A 19836-nucleotide genomic window follows, 5' to 3' on the forward strand; every position below is an offset into this window, starting at 1 on the left:
ACGGCACCGGTGAACGGCCGGTGACCGGACCGACGTACGAGTGGACGCAGGGCAGGCAAGTGGAAACGGGGGGCGTGATGAGGGTGGGGACCCTGACCGGGGACCGGGTGGGCGACGAGGTCGTCCGGGCGGTGAACCGGCTCACCGGACGATGGGCGGCGACCGCACAGGACGGCACGGTCTTCTCCGCGCCCGGGGTCTGGCCCCTGCTGGGCTTCCTGGCCGACGGCGCGACGGGCCCGGCGCGGACGGAGCTGAGCGAGGCTCTCGGCGTCCCGGCGGATCAGGCGGCGCGCGCGGCGCGGCAGTTGCTCCGCGCACTGGCCGCCCGCCCCGCCGTGGACACCGCCGTGGGCCTGTGGACCAGGCGGACGCTCGAACTGCGCCCGGAGTGGGAGGCGGGGCTGCCCGCCGAGGCGCATGGGGCGCTCACCGGAGACCTCGCGGCGGACCGGCGGGCGCTGGACACGTGGGCGGCCGAGCGGACGGGCGGGCTGATCGACCGGATACCGGCCCTGCTGACCGACAGCACCGAACTGGTGCTGGCCGGCGCGCTGACGATGCGGACCCGCTGGCTGCGGCCCTTCACCGAGGTGCGGCTGAGGACGGCGTACGCGCCCTGGGCCGACGTCGAGCGGCTGGGCCTGCGGCGGCGGAGCGCCGTACTGGACCGGGTGGGCGTCGCCGACACACCGGACGGCTGGGTCACCGAGCTGAAGGTGCTGGGCAGCGACGCGCTGGACGTCCATCTGCTGCTGGGCGAGGAGGGGATGGCGCCGGGCCGGGTGCTGGCCGCCGGCGTGGACCTGCTGCACCGCCCGCGCACCGTCGTCCCCGGCTCCCGGCTGCCGTACGGGGAGGCGGGGCCGGGGCTGCGGGTGGTCAGGGAGCGGTCCGCGTGGCCCGAGCCGCCGACCCTGGACGTGCTGACGGCGGCGTACGACGTGCGGGCGGACCACGATCTGCTGGCGCACCACGAGCTGTTCGGCCTGACGGCCGCGCGGGACACGCGCCAGGGACACTTCCCCGGCATCAGCGCCTTCCCGCTCGCCATCGGGGCGGGCCGGCAGAGCGCGCTGGCCCGGTTCGGGGCGCTGGGCTTCCGCGCGGCCGCGGTCACGGCCTTCGGGGCGATCGGGTGCGCCGCGCCGTCGCCGCTGCGATACGTCACGACACGGGTCGACGCCGCCTTCGACCGCCCCTTCGGCTTCCTCGCCCTGCACCGGCACTCGCGGCTGGTGCTGGCGGCGGGGTGGGTGACGGATCCGCTGCCGTACCCCGAGTACACGGATGAGCAGTACCCGGACGACGAGTACGAGAACGACGCGTGGGAGAACGACGAGTGAGCAAGGTGACCGCCGAGACGGTCCGCCGGGTGAACGGGCTGACGGCCCGCTGGGCACACGCCCTGCCGGAGGGCACGGCCTTCTCGGCGCCCGGGGTCTGGCCCCTGCTGGGCTTCCTCGCCGACGGCGCGGCCGGCCCGGCGCGCGCGGAGCTGGCCGAGGCGCTGGGTGTGCCCGCGGACCACGCGGCCGGTGCCGCACGGGAGTTGCTGGTGGCGCTCGCCGAGGTGCCCGGCCTGGACACGGCGCTCGGCCTGTGGACGCACCAGGGGCTGGCCCTGCGCGAGGAGTGGCGCTCCGGGCTGCCGGCCGGGACGTACGGGGTGTTCGGGGACGACCTCGTCACCGCGCAGGAGCGGCTGGACGCCTGGGCGGCCGAGCGGACCGGTGGACTGGTCGAGCGCATGCCGGTGACGCTGACCAGGGACGCCCGGATGGTGCTGGCCGGCGCCCTGGCGCTGCGCACCACCTGGCGGCAGCCGTTCGGCGAGCAGCCACTGCGGCCGGACGCCGGCCCCTGGCAGGGCCGTACGCTGCGCGGCCTGCACCGGCGCAGCCCGCGGCCGGACCGGGTGGGCGTGACGGGCACTCCGGACGGTTTCGTCACGGCGCTGACGGTGCCCGGAGACAACGGCGTCGACGTCCATCTGGTGCTCGGCGAGGAGCGGATGACACCGGGTCAGGTGCTGGCCGCCGGGGTCGGGATCGTGGAGCGGGCGCTGCCGCTCTCCGCGGGCGGCGCGCTGCCGCACGGCCATGTGGGGCCGGGCCTGTACGTGGAGCAGCAGCCGGCCGTCGCGCCGGCGCCGCTGACGCTGGACGTACGGACGGTGGCGTACGAGGTGCGCGCCGATCACGATCTGCTGGCGCTGGCCCCGCTGTTCGGCCTGACGGCGGCGGCGGACGCCCGCCACGCGCACTTCCCCGGCATCAGTGACTACCCGCTGGCGATCGGCGCGGCCCGCCAGTCGGCGCTGGCGCAGTTCGGACCGCTGGGCTTCCGGGCGGCGGCGGTGACGGCCGTGGCTGCGGAGCCGGGCGGCATACCGGCGCCGCCGCAGTACCGCTACGAGTCCACGGTCGTGCGGGCCGTCTTCGACCGCCCCTTCGGCTTCCTCGCCGTCGACCGCGAGTCCCGGCTGGTGCTGGTGGCGGGCTGGGTGACGGATCCGGCGCCGGAGCCGGTCATGAGCTTCCCGGGCGCTGTTCCTCCAGGACTCTGACACAGCGGGCGATCAGCCCGGTCAGGGCGTCCCGCTCCGCCTCGGTGAACTCCGCGGCGAGGGCCCGCTCGACGCGTACGGCGGAGGCGTCGGCCTCGACGAGGGCGGCGCGGCCGTCGTCCGTGAGGCGGGTCTCCAGGACGTTCCTGTGCCACTCGTGCGGGCTGCGGACGATCAGTTCACGGTCCTGGAGGTTCTTCAGGACCGTGTTCATGGTGGGCGGGGTGACCCCGCACAGCCGGGCCAGGGCGGCCGCGGAGATGCCGGGGTGCTCGTCGAGGTGGAGCAGCGCGGCGTACTGGGCGACGGTCAGGCCCGCCGGTTTCAGGACCGCCGTCTTGGTCGCGTTGAGGGCCTGCTCGGCCCGCTTGAGATGGGAGCCGAGGCGCTCGGACGCGGGCATGGAGGTCACCCGGCCCAGATTAATGCCTGGGCCAGGATGAGCATGCTCACGCGAATTAATACACTGGCGATGATTAGAGTCCTAATATAGATTCGTATCCGTCACACAGTGAGCAGCCGAACCGAGAGGCACCTGCCGTGTCCCGTTCGATCCACCGCCGCACCTTCCTGACCGGCGCCGCGGCCGCGGCCGCGGCCATCGCCGCGCCTACGGCGAGCGCGGCCGCCGGACCCCGCGTCTCCACCGCCTTCACCCTCCCCGACGACCGCGCCTACCCCGAGGGCATCGCCCTCGACCCCCGCACGGGCGACGCGTACGTCGGCTCCTTCACGAACGGCGCCGTCTACCGCGCCGCCGCCGGCAGCCGCGCCGCCGAGGCCTTCCTGCCGGCCGGCACGGACGGCCGTACGACGGCCAACGGCCTGAAGGTCGACCGGGCGGGCCGGCTGTGGGTCATCGACCACACGACCGGGGTCGACGTGTACGACCTGCGCGACCGCTCCCTGCTGGCCCGCTTCGAGGCCCCAAAGGGCGCGCAGCACTTCCTGAACGACCTGGTGATCACCGAAGACGGCACGGCGTACGTCACCGACAGCGTGCTCCCGGTGGTCTACCGGATCACCCCGGCCGACCTGGCCCGCGCCCGCGGCGGCACCGGCTCCCTGGTCGCACACTTCGACCTGAGCGGAGCCATCCCCCCGCACTCCGAGGACGCCTACACCCTCAACGGCATCACCGCCGACCCCACCGGACGCCTGCTGTTCGTCGTCGACATGACCGGCGGCGGCCTGTACCGGGTCGACGTGGCCGACGGTTCGATCAGCCAAGTCACCCTGTACGGCGGTGACTTGAAGCATGGCGACGGCCTGGAGCTGTCCCACCGCACCCTGTGGGCCGCGCACAACGCGACCAACACCCTGACCCGCTGGCACCTCTCCCCCGACGGCACCGAGGCCCATCTGGCCCGCACCCTGACCGACCCCGCGCTCCAGATCCCCACCACCCTGGCCCGCAGCCCGCACGGCCTCCTCGTCGTCCGCTCCCAGTTCGACAAGGGCGGACCCATGGGCCCGGGGACGCCGACACCGCCGTTTTCGGTGGCACGGGTCCGCCTTTGATAATTGCCCCTTTGGGATTCACAAAGCATTCATATGAGATGAAATTCGGCCCTTATGGGTGATTCAGAGATACGGCCGCCTCTGCCGGGACAGGAATTCCCTGCCGCTCCCGCATGCCGCGACCTGCGGTGACCAGGGCCGCTCGGGCTTGCGTGCGATTGCCGCAAGCCTCGCAAGCTGGGTAATTCCTGCCATCGTCAGATAAATCCGCTCTTGTGGTCGACCCGGCTACAGGAAGACGATCCCTCCTCGTTCCCACCCCCATTTCTGCGAGGAGTTCTTCATGAGCGAGCGGTTGAGCCTCGGCCCGGATGCCGCGCGGCAACTCGCCAACACCACCAAGACGACACCGCAGATGCGCGGCATCACGCCGCGCTATCTGCTGCGCGCGCTGCCCTGGGTCGACATCGAGTCCGGCGTCTACCGGGTCAACCGGCGCCGTACGTACGTCCTGGGCGACGACCGCATCAGCACGACCGACGACGACACGCCGCGCGTCATCGCGGGCGACCTCCGCGAACTGCCGTACCTGCGCGAGGCGGACGACGCGCTGCTGGAGGAACTGGCCGGCGCGTTCACGCAGGTGTCCTTCGAGCCCGGCGAGGTACTGGCCCAGGAGGGCGCCGCGGCCGACCGGCTGTGGGTGATCGTGCACGGGCGCGCGGAGAAGCGCGCGACCGGGCAGTACGGCGCGGACGCGCTCCTCGACGTCATCGGCGACGGCCAGTTCTTCGACCTCGGCGCCTGGACCCGCGCCGAGGCCATGCCGTACCGGGTGCAGGCGCTCACCGCCGGCGTCGCCCTCTGCCTGGAGCGCGCCGAACTCGCCCGGCTCGGCGAGCGCGACGAGGCCTTACGGGGCGCGGTGGACGCGTATGTCGCCGGCGCCCATGTCATGGCCGGTGCCGAGGTCCCCGTCGACCTCACCGCGGGACACGACGGCGAGCCGGACCTGCCGGGGACGTTCGTCGACTACGAGGACGCGCCCCGCGAGTACCACATGACGCTCGCGCAGACCGTGCTGCGTGTGCACACACGCGTCTCCGACCTCTACAACGGGCCGATCGACCAGACCCGGGCCCAGGCCAACCTCACCGTTCACGCACTGCGCGAGCGGCAGGAGGCCTCGATGCTGTACCACCCGGAGTTCGGGCTCTTCAACAACGTCGCCCCCGGCCAGCGCGTGCAGACGCGCACCGGCGCGCCGACCCCCGACGACCTGGACGAGCTGCTGACGCGGGTGTGGAAGCAGCCCGCGTACTTCCTCGCCCATCCGAAGGCGATCGCGGCGTTCGGCCGCGAATGTACCCGCCGGGGCGTGCCCCCGGTGATCGAGAACCGCTTCGGCAGCCCGCTGCTGACCTGGCGCGGAGTGCCGCTGCTGCCGTCGGACAAGGTGCGGTTCACCGGGGGCGCGGGCGTGGGTACGACCGAGATCCTGCTGATGCGGCTGGGCGAGGCCGAGCAGGGCGTGGTGGGCCTCAGGCCCTCGAAGGTCGCCGACGAGGTCGAGCCGGGCCTGGCGATGAAGAACATGGGCGTGGACCAGAAGGGCATCACGTCGTACCTGATGACCGCGTACTTCAACGCGGCGGTGCTGGTGGAGGACGCGCTCGCGGTGCTCCAGAACGTCGAGGTGTCCAAGTACCATGACTACTCCTGACGTCAGCGGCTCCCCGGGCTTCTCACCCGAAGCGGCCCGCCGGGACGTGCCGATCCTGCACCGGACGGTCAACGGCCACCCGCTGGTCTGGCTGGACAACGGCGCCACCACGCAGAAGCCCCGGCAGGTGATCGAGGCGCTGGCGGCGTTCTACGCCTCCGCCAATTCCAACATCCACCGGGGCGCGCACACCATGGCGCGCGAGGCGACGGAGATGTACGAGGCGGGCCGGGCCGCGGTCGCGCGGTTCCTGGGCGCGCCCTCGCCCGAGAGCATCGTCTTCGTCCGGGGAACGACCGAGGCCGTCAACCTGGTCGCCCAGAGCTGGGGACGGGCGGGCCTCGGCCCCGGAGACGACGTCCTGGTGCCGGTGCTGGAGCACCACGCGAACATCGTGCCCTGGCAGCGGGTCGCCAAGGAGACACGCGCCCGCGTCGTGCCCGTACCCCTGCGGCCGGACGGCAGCATCGACCAGGACGCGTACGCCGATCTGCTCTCCGCGCGGACCCGGCTCGTGGTCATCAGCCACGCGTCGAACGTCCTCGGCACCGTGCCACCGGTACGGGAGATGACGGCGCTGGCGCACCGCTACCAGGCGAAGGTGCTGGTGGACGGGGCACAGGCGGTGGCGCACTTCCCCGTCGACGTGACCGACCTCGACGCCGACTTCTACGCCTTCTCCGGCCACAAGATCTACGCCCCCACGGGCATCGGCGCCCTGTACGCCAAGCCGGAGATCCTGCGGACCATGGCGCCGTGGCAGTCGGGCGGCAACATGATCGAGTCGGTGAGCTTCGACCGTACGACGTACGCCCCGGTCCCGCACCGCTTCGAAGCCGGCACCGGCCACATCTCCGGCGTGGCCGGTCTGCTGTCCGCCCTCAACTGGCTGACGGCCTTCGACCGCAAGGCGGTGGCGGAGTACGAGACACAGCTGACGGTCTATGCGCAGGAGGCCCTGGCCAAGGTTCCGGGCCTCGAACTGCTGGGCCCCGCGGCCGAGCGGATCGGCGTACTGACCTTCACCCTGCCCGGCCACACGCCGGCCGACATCGCCGACTGGCTGGACGGTGACGGCATAGCCGTCCGGGCCGGCCACCACTGTGCCCAGCCGGCCCTGGCCCACTACGGCCTCGACTCGGCGGCCCGCGCGTCGCTGGCGCTGTACAACACGAGGGAGGAGGTGGACCGGCTGGTGGCATCGCTGCTGGAGCTGCAGGCCTCCTGAGGTCCGGCGCTCGGTGAACTGTGCGCCGCACGGTTCACCGCACCAGCTCCGCGACCTTCGTGGCCTTGCCGAGCAGCCACTCCAGCGGGCCGCGCCGGAAGAAGCGGGACCAGAGCGTCGCGAACACGGTGACGGCGACGACGAAACCGACAAGGACGTGCAACGGGGATCCGGGCAGCTCTTCTATGCCGAGGAAGTGGATGCCGACGACGTGCAGGACGTACGCGGTCAGGGACATCGACCCGACCGCGATGAGCGGGCGGGTCACGGCGTGGCAGCGCGGGAAGGCGTCGACCGCGGCGAGGCAGGCCGCCAGGACCGCGATCGCCACGCCGGCGTTGGCCAGGATCGAGAGGGTCGTCTCACTGTGCGGCGAGGCCACCAGAAGCCCGGCCGGAGTGCTGCCGTCGGGGTAGCCCCAGGTGTCGGACCACCAGGCCGACGCGGCTGATCCTCCCTCACCCCGGCCGCCGGCGCTCAGCTTCGCCAGGGCGCCGGGGACCAGGTGCAGGGCCAGCCAGGAGCCGCCGTGGCCGAGTACCGCGAGACAGACGCCGGTGATCGCGAGCCGGGTGCGTACGGCGACGGCGGCCAGATCGAGGCGGGCCACCGCCATGCCGGCGATGACGAAGGGGATCCAGGTCAGGGCCGGGTAGCTGCCCGTGAAGAGGAGCGAGACGATGCCGTCGGCGCCCGCGGGCCAGGCCCGGATGCCGTCGGCCCCGTCCGCGGGGAGCGCGTGCTGGACGACGTACAGGACCTATGGCAGTACCAGGGCACCGGCCGCGGCGATGACGGCCAGCGGGCGGGCGCCGAGCCGGTACAGCGGCAGGACGAGCAGGAAGTACAGGCCGTAGAAGGCGAGGATCACCTCGACCGGGGTGCCGCTCAGGGTCAGCGCGGTGCCCAGCACCAGCAGGACCAGCGCACGGATCACCACCTTGGCGACCGCCTGACGGCCCGCCGGCCCCGTCTTCGGGGTACGGCGGCCGGTGATCAGCATGACCGAGAAACCGGCCAGGAAGGCGAAGAGCGCGGAGGCTCGGCCGTGCGCCAGTTCCATGAGGTGCCCGGTGACACCGCCCTGGGACGGGTCGGGGCCGACGTGGGCCGCGTACATCCCGAGGACCGCGAGGCCGCGGGCCAGGTCCACGCCTATCAGGCGGCCGACCGGGACTCGTCCGGTCCCGGGTGCCTTGGACGGGGCGCCGGCCGACGGCGTGAGCGCCGTGTCGTCTGCGTTGTGGGTCATGATCTCCAGGCTGGAGACCGGCCCGGCCCCGCAGTATCCGGCGACTGTCCGGTCCAGCCCCGCCACCCGGCGGGTGGGGCGGTGCCGGACAGGGGCCCGCGGGGGTGCCGCGGGCTACTTGATGAGCGCGTTGGCGACCACGACGATCACACCGAGCAGTGCGTCCGCGCAGCCGACCGCCAGGGCCGAGCGCCAGGTCCGGCCAAAGGCGCGGGCGGCGGACAGGCCCCAGGCGAAGAGCAGGGCGATGTTGAAACCGAAGGCCACGTACTCGATGCCCGCGGAGCGCCACCAGCCCCAGCCCGCGCCGAGCAGGATCACGATCGTGGGCAGGGTCGCCACGACGAGGGGCCATTCGGCGGCCAGCACGCGCAGCGCGCCGAGCACACCCGGACAGGAGCCGTCGCCGCGCCGGGCGATGAGGTGCGCGTACCCGTGCGCCAGGGCCGAGGCGACGGCGGTGATCAGCAGCCACCGGGCGTCGTACAGCCGCTCGCCGCGCCCCGTCTCGCCGTACTGCGTGAGCGCGGCGACCATCGAGCTGGCCAGTACGGCTCCGTACACACCTCCGAACAACACGTTCGGCTGTGCCGCGGCACGTCGGAGGGCAGGGGAGACGAGCATGAGAGGTTTCCTCGGAACTGGGGATGCCGGGCCGGAGCGGCCCGTCCCCAAGGACACCCGGTGCGATCCCGCCGGCACCATCCCTCGCCCTTCCGGAACCACCCCGTCCATGGGCCCCGGACTCCCGCCGCCCGGCTGGAACCCTCCCCCCGATCGGCGGGAACGTCCCGCCGTCCCGCCTCGGACGGCGCATCGCGATCTACGGTCGGACCGGTGACAATCGACATCGGCGTGCGGCCGGAGCCGTACGCACAGGGACGGCGAGGCGGGACGCGCGTGATCCGGGTCATGGTGGTGGACGACGAGGCGCTCGTGCGCTCCGGCTTCGAACTCATCCTGAGCGGGGCCGACGACATCGAGGTCGTCGCGACCACAGCGGGCGCGGAGGCGGTCGACACCGTACGGCGGGCAGGCCCCGACGTCGTGCTCCTCGACATCCGGATGCCGGACGTGGACGGGCTGACCGTGCTGCGGCAGCTGCGCGCCCTGCCTGCTCCGCCGGTGGTGGCGATGCTGACGACCTTCGACGCCGACGAGTACATCCTCACCGCGCTGCGCTCCGGCGCGGCCGGATTCCTGCTCAAGGACACCGAGCCCGACCAGCTCGCCCAGCTCGTCCGCACCCTGGCCGCGGGCGGGGTCGTGATGTCACCGAAGGCGTCCCGCGCCGTCTGGCAGAGTCACCCCGGCGCGGCGGTCGCCGAGGACGAGGAGGCCGCCTGCGTCGGCCGGCTCAGCGAGCGCGAGCGCGAGGTGCTCGTGCTGATCGCGGAGGGCTTGTCCAACGCGGAGATCGGTACGCGGATCCATCTCAGCGCGGGCACCGTCAAGGATCACGTCACCGCGATCCTGACCAAGCTGCGGGTCGGCAGCAGAGTGCAGGCGGCGCTGCTCGCACAGCGGGCGGGACTGCTCGACGAGGGACAGCGGCGCCCGGAGTCCGGGCGATGACCGCGCCCGGGGCATGGTGGGCGCGGATCCCCGATCCGGTCGTCGACGCCGTGGTCGTCGCGGTCGCCGTCGTGGACGTCCTGCTGAGTCTGGCGGACGCGAGCCGCGTCGCGCAGGCCCTGGCCGCGCTCGCCTGCGCCGCGCTCGCCGTACGACGGCGCTTCCCGCTCCCGGTGTTCCTGCTCACCCTCCCCGCCAGCCTCATGCTGGACATCGTGTTCGCCCCGTTCGCCGCCCTGTTCACGCTGGCCGAACGCTCCCGCGACCGCCGGCTGCTCGTCGTGTGCGCCATCATGTTCGCCGTGGCCTCCGCCGCCCCCTGGCCGCTGGACGACCTCACCTCGCACGACCGCGCCTGGACCCTGGTCTACTTCTTCTACACCCTCGCCACCGCCGCCGCCCCCGTTCTGCTGGGCCAACTCGTCCAGGCCCGCCGGGACCTGGCCCGCCGGCTCGTCGAGATCGAGGAAGCACGCGAGCACGAACGCCTTCTGCACTCCCAGGCCATCCTCGCCCGCGAACGCGCCCAGCTCGCCCGCGAGATGCACGACGTCGTCTCCCACCAGGTCAGCCTGATCGCCGTACAGGCCGGCGCCCTCCAGGTCGCCGCCACCGACACCCACTTCAAAGAGGGCGCCCGCACCATCCGTTCCCTCAGCGTCGACACCCTCGACGAACTGCGCCACATGGTCACACTGCTGCGGGCCTCCGGGGGCCGGGCCACGGAACTCACCCCGCAGCCCACCCTCGCCGACCTGCACAAGCTCGTCACGACCAGCGGCATCGACGCCGAACTGACCGGCGGACTCCCGCCCGAGATCAGCACCACCGCGCAGCGCGCCGTCTATCGCACCGTCCAGGAAGCCCTCACCAACGTCCGCAAACACGCACCCGGCGCCTCCGCGACCGTGCGCCTGTGGCACACCGCCGACCACACCGCCTTCGGCGTGACCGTCACGAACACCCCGCCCCGCCGCCCCTCACTCCCTCTCCCCGGCTCCCACCAGGGCCTGATCGGCCTCAGGGAACGGGCCGAACTCCTCGGCGGCACCTTCGACTCCGGCCCCACCACCGACGGCGGCTACGAGCTGAAGCTCCGCATCCCGACCCGCAGCGACTGACGGGAAACGCCGAAGGGCCGGACTCGCCAGAGCCCGGCCCTTGTGATCCGCTCACACGTTGAAGCGGAACATCGGCCCCAGATTTTTGACCTGCGGAAACGACCGCGAATCGGTGCGGATCCAGCCAGGATCCAGCCACCGGATACGGCCGGTCGGCGACCGGGATTTCACGCTGGATCATCGGGCTTGTGCGGGGTCCCCGATGCTCCGTCTGACCGTGCGGTGGCCGTGGCGGGCCGTAGCGCGGTATGCGAACGGGCCGGCCACCGTCACGAACGGCAGCAACAGCAGAGCGGTGAACAGAATCGGTGCCACGGCAAGGACCTCCCTGGTGATCGCGACCGGGTCGCGACCACCACACTGTCGGTCCGCGAAGAGCGGAACTCCTCTCTGAACAGCTCTTTCGAGGACTTTTGAGGCAGCTCCACGCCACTGAACTACGGGTGTGAGGCCCTGCACACCCATCTGCTCGAGGGACTGGGGCACGCCGGGCACAGCGCCGCGTTCCTCCGGGCCCAGAGCGCTCCCCGCTTTGGAAGTCGAGTCACCTGCTGGCTCGCGCGGTCTTCAGCGGTGTGACTAATGTGTCCCGCGACAGGCATACGCGGCCTCCCACGGGGGTCCTGGTCCTCCGTTGAGCGAGTGAACGGGCTGTTGGCCTGGCAGGGGATACGGTCTGGGCGAGTGGGTAATGCGAGCAATCTGGTGATACGCGAGCTGGACGAGACGGCCGATGGCGGCCCGCCTCCCGCACCGGCCTGTCCCTGGATTACCTCGCCGGGCTGGAGACGGGCCGGGAGTGGACGGACCGCTCAGGTGAGCCCGAACACCGACCTCGGTCTGCATGGCAAGGCCGTCACCGCCGGAAACGGGGTCCATCCCGGGGTCCTGGCGGAGGCGCCGGGACGGCAGGCCGCTTTCCATGCCGACCTGGGCCGGTCCCTGGCGCATATCCGGGGTCGGGAGGCCGAGGCGGTCGCGGCTCTGCTGATCGCCCGAGGAGATCGCCCCACAGCGGATCCACGCCAACGCCCTGGTGAGGCACACCGTCGAGTTCCTCACCGACCGGCAACTGCCGTCCCACGCCGCACGTGACCTGCGGGGCCTGGCCCACCGCATCGGCCTGTCGCTGTGACCAGCGGCGCCTCCTGCTCCGGATACCCGACTTAGTGGGGCCGGGTGTCTCCCCGCTGGAAGTACCGCAGGTAATTGGTGTTGGGTGACCCAAGGCCGGTGGCATCGTCAAAGCCGCTGGTGGCGCGAAGGCCGTAGTCCCGGCCCAGGGTATAGAGGATGTAGCGATATGGGTGGGCCGCTGGCCCCATATCCCGTACGCCGGAGACCGGCCTGCCCTCTGCCGGTGATGGGCGGTCCGTCACATCGTGGAACACGCCCGTGCCGTGAAGGGAGTACAGCAAGGGGTTTGCGAAGCCGATACTGCGGCCGGATTTCTGCTCGGCGTCGGCCTGGATGGCGGCGAAGGCAGGACAGGCGGCAGAGGTTCCACCGTAGCCGATCACATGGAATGCACCCCCAGTGGTGTAGCCGACGGCGACTGGAACGGCGCCGTCCCCCTCCACAGCTACGTCAGGTGTGACACGGCGGCCGTTCGCCAAGGATTCGGTGACGACGCCGCGCTGGTACCACGGCTGTGGGAAGTCGCTGGGTCCGCCCCCGCCCCCGAAGGCGAACACACCTGGAAGTGGTGTCCAGGCTGTCTTCCGGTTGCCTGACAGGATCGACAGGTCGTCTCCCATGCTGGTCTCCCAGCCGTAGCCGCCCTTCCGGGTCAGGGCGAGGGTCGTAGCGCCCACGGAAGTCACCCATGGCGAACCGCTGGGGAAGTCGGCCTGTGCTTGCGTGGTGTTCTTGTCGCAGTTGAGTCCGGTGCCGGCAGCTTGCGGAGAGGAGTCTCCGCAGTCGCCTGCGGCGAAGTACACACCGATTCCTTCAGCTGCCGCCTGCTCGAACAGCATGTTCCACGCGCTCACCAAGCCAGGGGTGAGGTGTGCTCGCTGGGAATGGATGATTTCCGCCCAGGAGTTGGAGATCACATCGGCACTATGGTGGTCGATGACATAGGCCTCGGCATCCATGAGGTCGCTGTCCAGGCAGGAGTTGGCGCCCATGTACAGCACATTGGCGTCCGGGGCGTACCCGTGCGCCATCTCCACGTCGAGGGCCTGTTCGCCCGCCCATTGGCTGGGTGATGCACAGGCGGGGGTTACCTTCCAGTGGGCAGGCGTGACATGTTCACGGTATTGGCCTCGGCGGAACGCATGGTCGCCGGTGACCTTGGCGTAACGGTCGGCGTCGGAAGCCATGTTGGGGGATCCGTAGGCACCGACGATCGCGACCGTGCGTCCCCTCCCGGTCGCTCCGGATTCCGAGACACCGTAGGCGCGCCTTAGCTGGCGCGGGACGTAGGGGCACGGTGCATAAGACACCGGCTTGCCGTAGGCGGGCGGCAGGCCAGCAGCGGTGTGCTGTCCGAAGTAGTCGGAGCACGTGGCCTGCTCGGCCGGGGCCGAGGCCGGGGCCGGGCGGCCGAGTGTCATCGCGGCTGGGGGTTCGCCGATGCCGGTGAGGGCCACGACGGCATCACCGACGGACTGCGGCACGCTCACGTCGGCCGCCGGGGCCTGCATCGCTCCCCAGGAAGTCTGATAGCGGTGGATGCTCGTTCCGAGTGCGGACTTCATGGCCTGCTCCGGGCCACTCACCTGGAGATAGTGCGAGGTGTCCGCTGTGATCTTCAATCCGGCGCCGGTCAGCCAGCGGGCGATGTTCCTCCGCTGGCTTGCGGTGAGTCCGAATTGGCGCTCGAATTCCTCGGGCGAAATGAAGCGTTGGTAGTGGAGGGACTGGGGGTCCGTGATGGTTTGGATGAACGTCGACAACTGGTCAGGGTTACGGGACCCCAGGTAGAGACGTGCGGTGAGGGTCGTATCGCCGGGTATCGGGCCCTGGTCGCTGGCAGGTGCGCCGTAGGCGGGATGTGATCCGGCCAGTACATGTCGGGTGGACGGGTCGGCGGCATGAGCAACACTCGCTGATGCGGTGACGACCAGGACCGCTGATACCACCGCGGCGGCTTTGTGTATTCGAGGGAACACCAGGATGCCTTCTGTTTCGTGAACGGCAAAGGTGTCCGCCCCAGCAACGGGGGCGGAACCTTGACGGAGTTGCGAACAGCGCGGCTATGGGGCGGGGATGGTTCGGCCTCGGTACAGCCCACCGGTCACGCCGATGAACTGGAGATCCAGGCCCGTTCCGTCGCGTTCGGCATGAATGTGAAGATGCGGTTCCGTGCTGCGCCCCGAGTTGCCGACCTCACCGAGGAGTTGGCCGACGCGTACCACATCTCCTGCGGTGACGCTGACGGTCCCCGGCCGCAGGTGCGCCAGCACCACATGCTCATGGCCGGTGTCGATGACCACATGATTACCGTAGAGCGGCCCGTAATGGACGCGGCCGGCAGGTTGGTCGGCTACGCCATCGACAGCAGTGACGACGCTCCCGCTGCACGGGGCCAGGACCGGCTGCCCGTAGGCGTGGTAGGAGTTCAGGTCACGGGAGGGAACGAGGAACCGGAACCTGCCGGTATTCGTCCCGTTCGGTCCTGTCTTGACGAGATCTATCGCGCCTCGCTGGGCGGCAACCGTGCGGTGGTGGTTCAGGAACCTGCCGCCGCCCTGTGTGATGTACCAACCGGGTCCCGTCAGGGGAAAGCGCAAGGGCGTGGAAACCGGCTGCCCCCATCGGTGACCGCGACCCCGTACAAGGAACGCCAAGGCGGCGACGAGGAGGGCGATGTGGCTGTAGCCAACCTGATCGAGTCCGCCGTGCCCCACGGGGACGCCCCGGAACACCAGTAGCCACACGAATGCGGCCGCAACGGTGCCCAAGACGATGTACGGGAACAAGCGGACCCACCGCGGAAAGCCTTTCGGAGCGGAGAAGCCGATCAGCAGCAGGCACCCCAGCAGTGCGCTCACGGCGTAGGACAACCAGGTGAGCATCGTCGGCGCCGTAGCATCAGCGATGGACAGGTCCACCATCGAGTACACCCACATGCCGAACGCGGCGGTGGCCCACACCAGGCGGATCGGAATCCCACTCGGCCACCATCGCGGAACACTTGAGCCATCGATGAGGAGACCAGCCAACCGCCCCTCGCCGTCCAGGCTGCCCCAGGCCGCGACACGGCCCTTCGGTCCGTTGATCGTCATCCCTCGCCGGTAGGTGTACGTCACCTCGGCCTGTTCGGTTCCGATCCTCGTGCGGGTTGCGGCGATGATCCTCTCAAGGCGTGCGGCGCCCACTTCACTGATCAGGTGAGGTGCCTGGCGTGCCCGTTGATCAGCCGACACATTGAGGAGTTCCTCCACCGCTCGCGCGACCGCGCGGGTGTGGTGGTCTGCGTTCAGATTGTGCACGCGTGCTCCCATGGGCCCGGAATGCGGTGTCGATTGCGGGCCACCAGCCAGTAGACGGCCTGCGCCAGATGCCGGGCACCAGGAAGGCTCAGGAAACGGCCGATGAGGCGGGCTGTGCGGTTGCCCGTGGCGAACCAGGCCGCGAAGGCCATTGGGCCGCTTTCACGGCGGCTGGTGGACAAGTACCACATGCTCTGGCGCGTATCGGTTTCGGTCAGCCCGATCGAATCTAGGTCCATGCCCTGCCAAGGGCGGCAGTCACCGGCAAGGGCCAGGCGCCTTTGGAGGTAAGTAACCGCCGCACGGCAGAAGCCACAGGTCCCGTCGAAGACGACCAGCACTTCGGCGTCATGCATGGTGGGCCTCTTGACGGGAGGCGCTATCGAGCACACCCGAGGACGCCACGGTACGGGGGGCGGCGGTGGCAAGCCCCAGCCGGACGATGACGGCATCTTTGACGTGCCTGGCCCGGTTACCCAGGGACCGGTAGTCCTCATCCTTCAGACAAGTGCAGTCCGCGCCGATCATCAGCAGACCGAAACACACCAGGCCCATGAAGGCCATGATGCCCAGATGCAGCCCCTCCAGTGCGATGGTGTTGCTCTTGCGCACCCAGGGGCGGCTGGACAGGATCGCGAAGGGAAGCGCCAGTTCGATCGCGATGGTGAAGTAGGACACGAACGTGCCGAGGTAGGCGTTGCTCATCCAGTGAGCGAACGTCGGCGACATCTGAAACCCGGTCAGCCGCGTGATGTAGTACATCGCGACACCGTCCTGCCACACCTTGCCAGTGATCTTCCAGTACCCGGCGGTGAAGTAAAGGACAGCCGTCTGAAACACGATCAAATAGGCGGCCAGATTGTGCAGACTCGTCCGTAGTGTTGGTCCGTCGTCACCGAGAAGTTTCGCTCGCCGCTGCTTCGCACCGGGGGCGAAATAAGCGTTGGACACGGTGAAGACCATGAAGATGATGAGGATCTGGGCAAGGTTGTCGCCGCCCTCCAAGACGTCCTGGTTACGGAAGTGCAGCGACCACATCATCACCGCCTGGAGCAGCGTAAGCGCACGCCCCCCGAAGACCATGAAAACGGCAGCCACCACGATCGTCGCATGGAACAGAAACTCGAACCACCATTGCGAGTCGCTTACCAGGAAGAGTGAAAACCCCCAGTGCGGAAGCAGCTTGGACGCGACCGCCGGCGAGTCGTAGGAGTGAGGCCCCCAGAAGAACTGGCGGTTGGAGTAGTCGGCGAGGCAGTACAGGATCGTCGCGAATCCGATCACGATCCGCAGCAGCGCGATACCGATTAGCCGGTGTTCGCGGCAGGCCACCCTCAGTATCGCGGCGTCCAGCCGAGCCAACCCGGCACGTACCGTACCCATCAGTCAGCCACTCCCGGCACGTAGGTCAGCCACGACGTCTGCAGACGCCCCTCGATCTTCTGCTTCGGCGCCGGTGACTCGTACCGGCTGGCGAACGGCGTGATGGGCTTGCTGCGGAACGTGGCACGCACCGAGATGATCCGGGCATTAGGGAACAACGATGTGGCACGCACCGACAAGAATCGCTGTAGTTCATCGAAGTCCGGAGCAAAATCGCTCGCGAGGTACTTCAGAGCCTCCGCGCGCCGGGACGACGGAATCTGGTCGACCTCTTCCTTTTCTTTGATGTACTTGGTCGCGAACTCGTTGAACCCCAGCATCACGCCGGGAAGCTTCGTGGGATTCACGCGGAAGTCTCGTGGAGTCCGATCGATGGCATCCTCTATCTCAACCGGCTGAGTCTGCACGACCTCGTTTTTTCCCGCAGGTTTGATCCGGGCCTCCACGTACACCAGATCCACGCTCGTGCCAGGGTCGGGGCCGAATAGCTGCCAGTCCTGCTCGAAGTACGCACCCATAAACCGGTTAACCGGCCCCGCCACGCGTGCTTTGGCCGGCGAGTTCGGGGCGTTGTAGACGAGGCAGGCGGCAGTGAACAGCAGCACAGGCACCAACGCGAGCAGCACGGATATCCGCACCCTTGCGGGCACATGGGTCCCAACGGGTGATTGACCGGATGCGGCGGTTGTGAGTTCATTCATCGCGAAGAATAATCCACTCCTACATTCGCCAGAAACATGCCCGGCGCCCAGATGGGGGCGCCGGGCATGCGCGTGAATTGGCTCAGTTCGTGACGTTGAACTGCACATCGCCGGGGATGACCCCGTGCAATGCGGCAGAGTTGGTCACCGGGCCACCGCTGGAAGACGACGAAGACTCGCTGGACGACGACTCGCTGGACTCTGAGCTGCTCCTCGTCCTGGTGGTGATGGTCTTCGTCTTGGTGACGATCTTCTTGCTTGCGTCGTACAGGTCCTTCGACGCGGCGCCGGCCATTGCCGCCACCATGTCGCCCGCGATGTCATGCAGCATCTGCGGCTGCGCGCCCTTACCAAGAACCGTCGCACTGGCCACCGACTGCTGAGCAGCGACCTTCTGCTGCGGAAGTGCCGCCGCATTGGCACTCGCTGCCAACAGGCCAGAAATACTGGCGGCAATAACGGGCACCAGAACAGCGCCGGCCAGGAGCCGTTTTCTCATCACGATATATTCCCCTCGGTTTGTGTGGATGCGCTCCGGAACTAAGCGTTCCGGAAATGGCAGGTCAGGCCGCGATCCCGTCTTGCCCCCTTGGCCGGGTCATGGCGGTCGCGGCGCCCGCTTCGGGGCCTTGCTTCTTCGTTATTCTTCGAGATGCGAGGCCACGGCGAGGCCGACCCCACAATCAGGCAGCCATAAACAAGCTTTCGCCGTGACTCGACATAGTTCTCCAGAGATCGCTACCAACCCAGCGGCAGACGAACCTTGGGCTCATGCGGACCGCGCCGCAGGAATCCGGTGTCCAGTCGGAAGTCACCGGCAATGAACATCGCCGGGGCCTCGCAGATCTTCCGTCCCATGCTGTTCATCTCCCTTCCGTATGGAGTGGAAACGGTGCCCCGTGGGGTCTTCCGGTCGACAGTGAATCTAGGCGCAGGTGAATGCGACGATCAATGAAAGAACGATTCCTGTACTCTGCGTGGTCGCCACGGAGATTACATCAACCGCCCCTCGGGGCTGCGGCGCTGCCTGGTCTTTTGCCCGTGCTCCGAGTCATCGCGAGCGAAGGGATCCTCTGCCAGGAGAGATGGCTTCCCTGGCATTATCGTGACCCTGCGTATTAGCTTCCTTGCCACTGTTGCGGCGGCGCCGCTGTCACGCGGCACCACGCCCGTGCGACCTGAACGCTGTGCGGCCCGCTCCCCCACGTCGGGCCGCCGCAGCGGGCAAGGCCCCTGCAATGCGCGGGCCTTGCGATGGCGGAATCCGCTGTATTGCAGCCACGACGGCCGCCCGCGAAATCCCGGAGACGTCCGCAAGGTTCACGACGTGACGGAGCTGCTCCGATATCTCCGCGAAGCCCACTTTGTGCGCCGAGTGCACCACGACCGCGCCACGGCCCCGGCCGAAGTCGATCAAGCCTTCAGCGCGCAGCATCCGAAGTGCCCGCAGGACAGTGTTCTTGTTCGCGCCATATAACTTTCCGAGTTCGCCCGACGAAGGCAGGTACGCTCCCTGTGCATACACACCGGACACGATCTCCTGCTTGAGCTTGCGCCCTATCCGGGTGTAGAGCGCCGACCCGGAACCTGGTGCGGCGCCGGCTCTACTGTCCTTGCCAAGTGGAGCGGCACTGGACGCGGGCGGATGTGGTATGGATGTCATCAGAGCGTTTCCCCCATGTGCTTTTCCTTCAGTGCACCGGTGCGGCTGCTTTTCCTTCAGTGCACCGGTGCGGCGCAGACTCGAAGAGTCGTCGAAGGGTTGCCGCCCCCACGCGTCCGCCGGAGGTCAGCCGGCATGACGTTCGGGCATCGACTTGACAGATTCTGGCTCTGGCAGCGGCGGCGGGGCAGGTGCCGGGCCAAGGACGAAGTACTACTGGGCAGATCCAGGCATGGGGCTTGCAGGCCAGCCGTGCCGAGGAACTGCCTTCCTAGGGCCACCACGTATGGCCGCAGCGGCCGCCATAACCGTCGTCCCTGCGTGTACGGGCCCTGTCGGTAATTCTCCGGATACCCCTGCGCGTCCTGTTGAGCTGCCGGGAAATATCCGCGGTGACCTGCATGGACTCCTCAAACTGCTCAAGGAGACCAGAGGCGGTTGGGACCCATTCGCCCCCAGGCGTGTACAGCTCCTGTCCCGTCCTTCCTTATGTTGCCGCTGTCCCACCTGAGCTTGTTCAGTTCGCAGTTCGTCCCGGGGCATGTTGTCGTTCGCTTGTACACCAGGGCTTGGTGTCCCAGTCCTTCTTGCCGCTCGCTGTTGTTTGTCCCGCTTCGTTTTCGCTCCCAGGGGCGGTTTACCTGCCGATCCGTGGCTGATCTTGAAGGGTGTGGCTCTCTCGTGGGCAGCGCTTGTGCGTTCGCTCTGGTGAGGGGGTCGG

General features: G+C 69.1%; 17 protein-coding genes and 1 pseudogene. 7 read left to right on the forward strand and 11 right to left on the reverse strand.

The window, feature by feature from the left end:
* The first annotated feature begins 77 nt into the window (after positions 1-77).
* Both AB0L75_RS38440 and AB0L75_RS38445 read left to right on the forward strand, forming a co-directional pair.
* Positions 78-1346: a serpin family protein gene (locus AB0L75_RS38440; protein ID WP_365190754.1), complete on the forward strand. Its 1269-nt coding sequence runs from the start codon at positions 78-80 to the stop codon at positions 1344-1346.
* A complete protein-coding gene (locus AB0L75_RS38445; RefSeq protein WP_365190755.1) occupies positions 1343-2569 on the forward strand; it encodes a serpin family protein in 1227 nt (408 codons plus the stop codon). Before AB0L75_RS38440 ends, AB0L75_RS38445 begins: the two co-directional genes overlap by 4 nt.
* Here the strand turns inward: AB0L75_RS38445 and AB0L75_RS38450 are convergent.
* Positions 2532-2972 carry a MarR family transcriptional regulator gene (locus tag AB0L75_RS38450; RefSeq protein WP_365190796.1) on the reverse strand — a complete coding sequence of 147 codons (441 nt, stop codon included), beginning with the start codon at positions 2970-2972 and terminating at the stop codon, positions 2532-2534. The two genes, AB0L75_RS38445 and AB0L75_RS38450, sit on opposite strands and share 38 nt — an antisense overlap.
* Before the next feature lie 137 nt (positions 2973-3109).
* On the opposite strand from AB0L75_RS38450, the gene AB0L75_RS38455 reads away from it, so the two are divergent.
* The 3 genes from AB0L75_RS38455 (at position 3110) to AB0L75_RS38465 (ending at position 6981) form a co-directional block, all read left to right on the forward strand.
* Entirely contained in the window at positions 3110-4090 is a 981-nt protein-coding gene (locus AB0L75_RS38455; RefSeq protein WP_365190756.1) for an SMP-30/gluconolactonase/LRE family protein, read from the forward strand.
* 283 nt (positions 4091-4373) lie between these two features.
* Complete coding sequence (locus AB0L75_RS38460; protein ID WP_365190758.1) at positions 4374-5753, forward strand: family 2B encapsulin nanocompartment shell protein; 1380 nt, start codon at positions 4374-4376, stop codon at positions 5751-5753.
* Positions 5740-6981 (forward strand): cysteine desulfurase, encoded by a 1242-nt coding sequence (locus AB0L75_RS38465; protein ID WP_365190759.1) that lies wholly within the window; start codon positions 5740-5742, stop codon positions 6979-6981. The genes AB0L75_RS38460 and AB0L75_RS38465 overlap by 14 nt, the downstream gene beginning before the upstream one ends.
* A 34-nt stretch (positions 6982-7015) precedes the next feature.
* Here AB0L75_RS38465 and AB0L75_RS38470 read toward each other — a convergent pair.
* Together AB0L75_RS38470 and AB0L75_RS38475 are read right to left on the reverse strand one after the other, a co-directional pair.
* Positions 7016-8233, reverse strand: a pseudogene (locus AB0L75_RS38470) (DUF418 domain-containing protein).
* Between the two features lie 114 nt (positions 8234-8347).
* Entirely contained in the window at positions 8348-8857 is a 510-nt protein-coding gene (locus AB0L75_RS38475) for a hypothetical protein (protein ID WP_365190760.1), read from the reverse strand.
* A 288-nt stretch (positions 8858-9145) separates the two neighbouring features.
* Here AB0L75_RS38475 and AB0L75_RS38480 point away from each other — a divergent pair, with 288 nt between their 5' ends.
* A complete protein-coding gene (locus AB0L75_RS38480) occupies positions 9146-9808 on the forward strand; it encodes a response regulator transcription factor (protein ID WP_365190797.1) in 663 nt (220 codons plus the stop codon).
* Positions 9805-10929, forward strand: coding sequence for a histidine kinase (locus AB0L75_RS38485; protein WP_365190762.1), 1125 nt, complete (start codon positions 9805-9807; stop codon positions 10927-10929). The genes AB0L75_RS38480 and AB0L75_RS38485 overlap by 4 nt, the downstream gene beginning before the upstream one ends.
* Positions 10930-12095: 1166 nt before the next feature.
* Here the strand turns inward: AB0L75_RS38485 and AB0L75_RS38490 are convergent.
* From AB0L75_RS38490 to AB0L75_RS38525, 8 genes are all read right to left on the reverse strand, one after another.
* Positions 12096-14045: a S53 family peptidase gene (locus AB0L75_RS38490; RefSeq protein ID WP_365190764.1), complete on the reverse strand. Its 1950-nt coding sequence runs from the start codon at positions 14043-14045 to the stop codon at positions 12096-12098.
* 84 nt (positions 14046-14129) lie between these two features.
* Positions 14130-15368 (reverse strand): M23 family metallopeptidase, encoded by a 1239-nt coding sequence (locus AB0L75_RS38495; RefSeq protein WP_365190765.1) that lies wholly within the window; start codon positions 15366-15368, stop codon positions 14130-14132.
* Entirely contained in the window at positions 15356-15724 is a 369-nt protein-coding gene (locus AB0L75_RS38500) for a DCC1-like thiol-disulfide oxidoreductase family protein (RefSeq protein WP_365190767.1), read from the reverse strand. Before AB0L75_RS38500 ends, AB0L75_RS38495 begins: the two co-directional genes overlap by 13 nt.
* Positions 15717-16751: a hypothetical protein gene (locus AB0L75_RS38505; protein ID WP_365190769.1), complete on the reverse strand. Its 1035-nt coding sequence runs from the start codon at positions 16749-16751 to the stop codon at positions 15717-15719. The genes AB0L75_RS38500 and AB0L75_RS38505 overlap by 8 nt, the downstream gene beginning before the upstream one ends.
* Positions 16751-17377 (reverse strand): DUF5819 family protein, encoded by a 627-nt coding sequence (locus tag AB0L75_RS38510; RefSeq protein ID WP_365190771.1) that lies wholly within the window; start codon positions 17375-17377, stop codon positions 16751-16753. The genes AB0L75_RS38505 and AB0L75_RS38510 overlap by 1 nt, the downstream gene beginning before the upstream one ends.
* A gap of 157 nt (positions 17378-17534) precedes the next feature.
* Positions 17535-17951, reverse strand: a complete 417-nt coding sequence (locus AB0L75_RS38515; protein WP_365190772.1) for a hypothetical protein — start codon at positions 17949-17951, stop codon at positions 17535-17537.
* Between the two features lie 239 nt (positions 17952-18190).
* Complete coding sequence (locus AB0L75_RS38520; protein ID WP_365190774.1) at positions 18191-18310, reverse strand: keywimysin-related RiPP; 120 nt, start codon at positions 18308-18310, stop codon at positions 18191-18193.
* A gap of 295 nt (positions 18311-18605) precedes the next feature.
* Positions 18606-19115, reverse strand: coding sequence for a GntR family transcriptional regulator (locus tag AB0L75_RS38525; RefSeq protein ID WP_365190776.1), 510 nt, complete (start codon positions 19113-19115; stop codon positions 18606-18608).
* Positions 19116-19836 lie beyond the last annotated feature (721 nt).

The organism is Streptomyces sp. NPDC052101 (genome assembly GCF_040680235.1).
Lineage (GTDB): Bacteria > Actinomycetota > Actinomycetes > Streptomycetales > Streptomycetaceae > Streptomyces.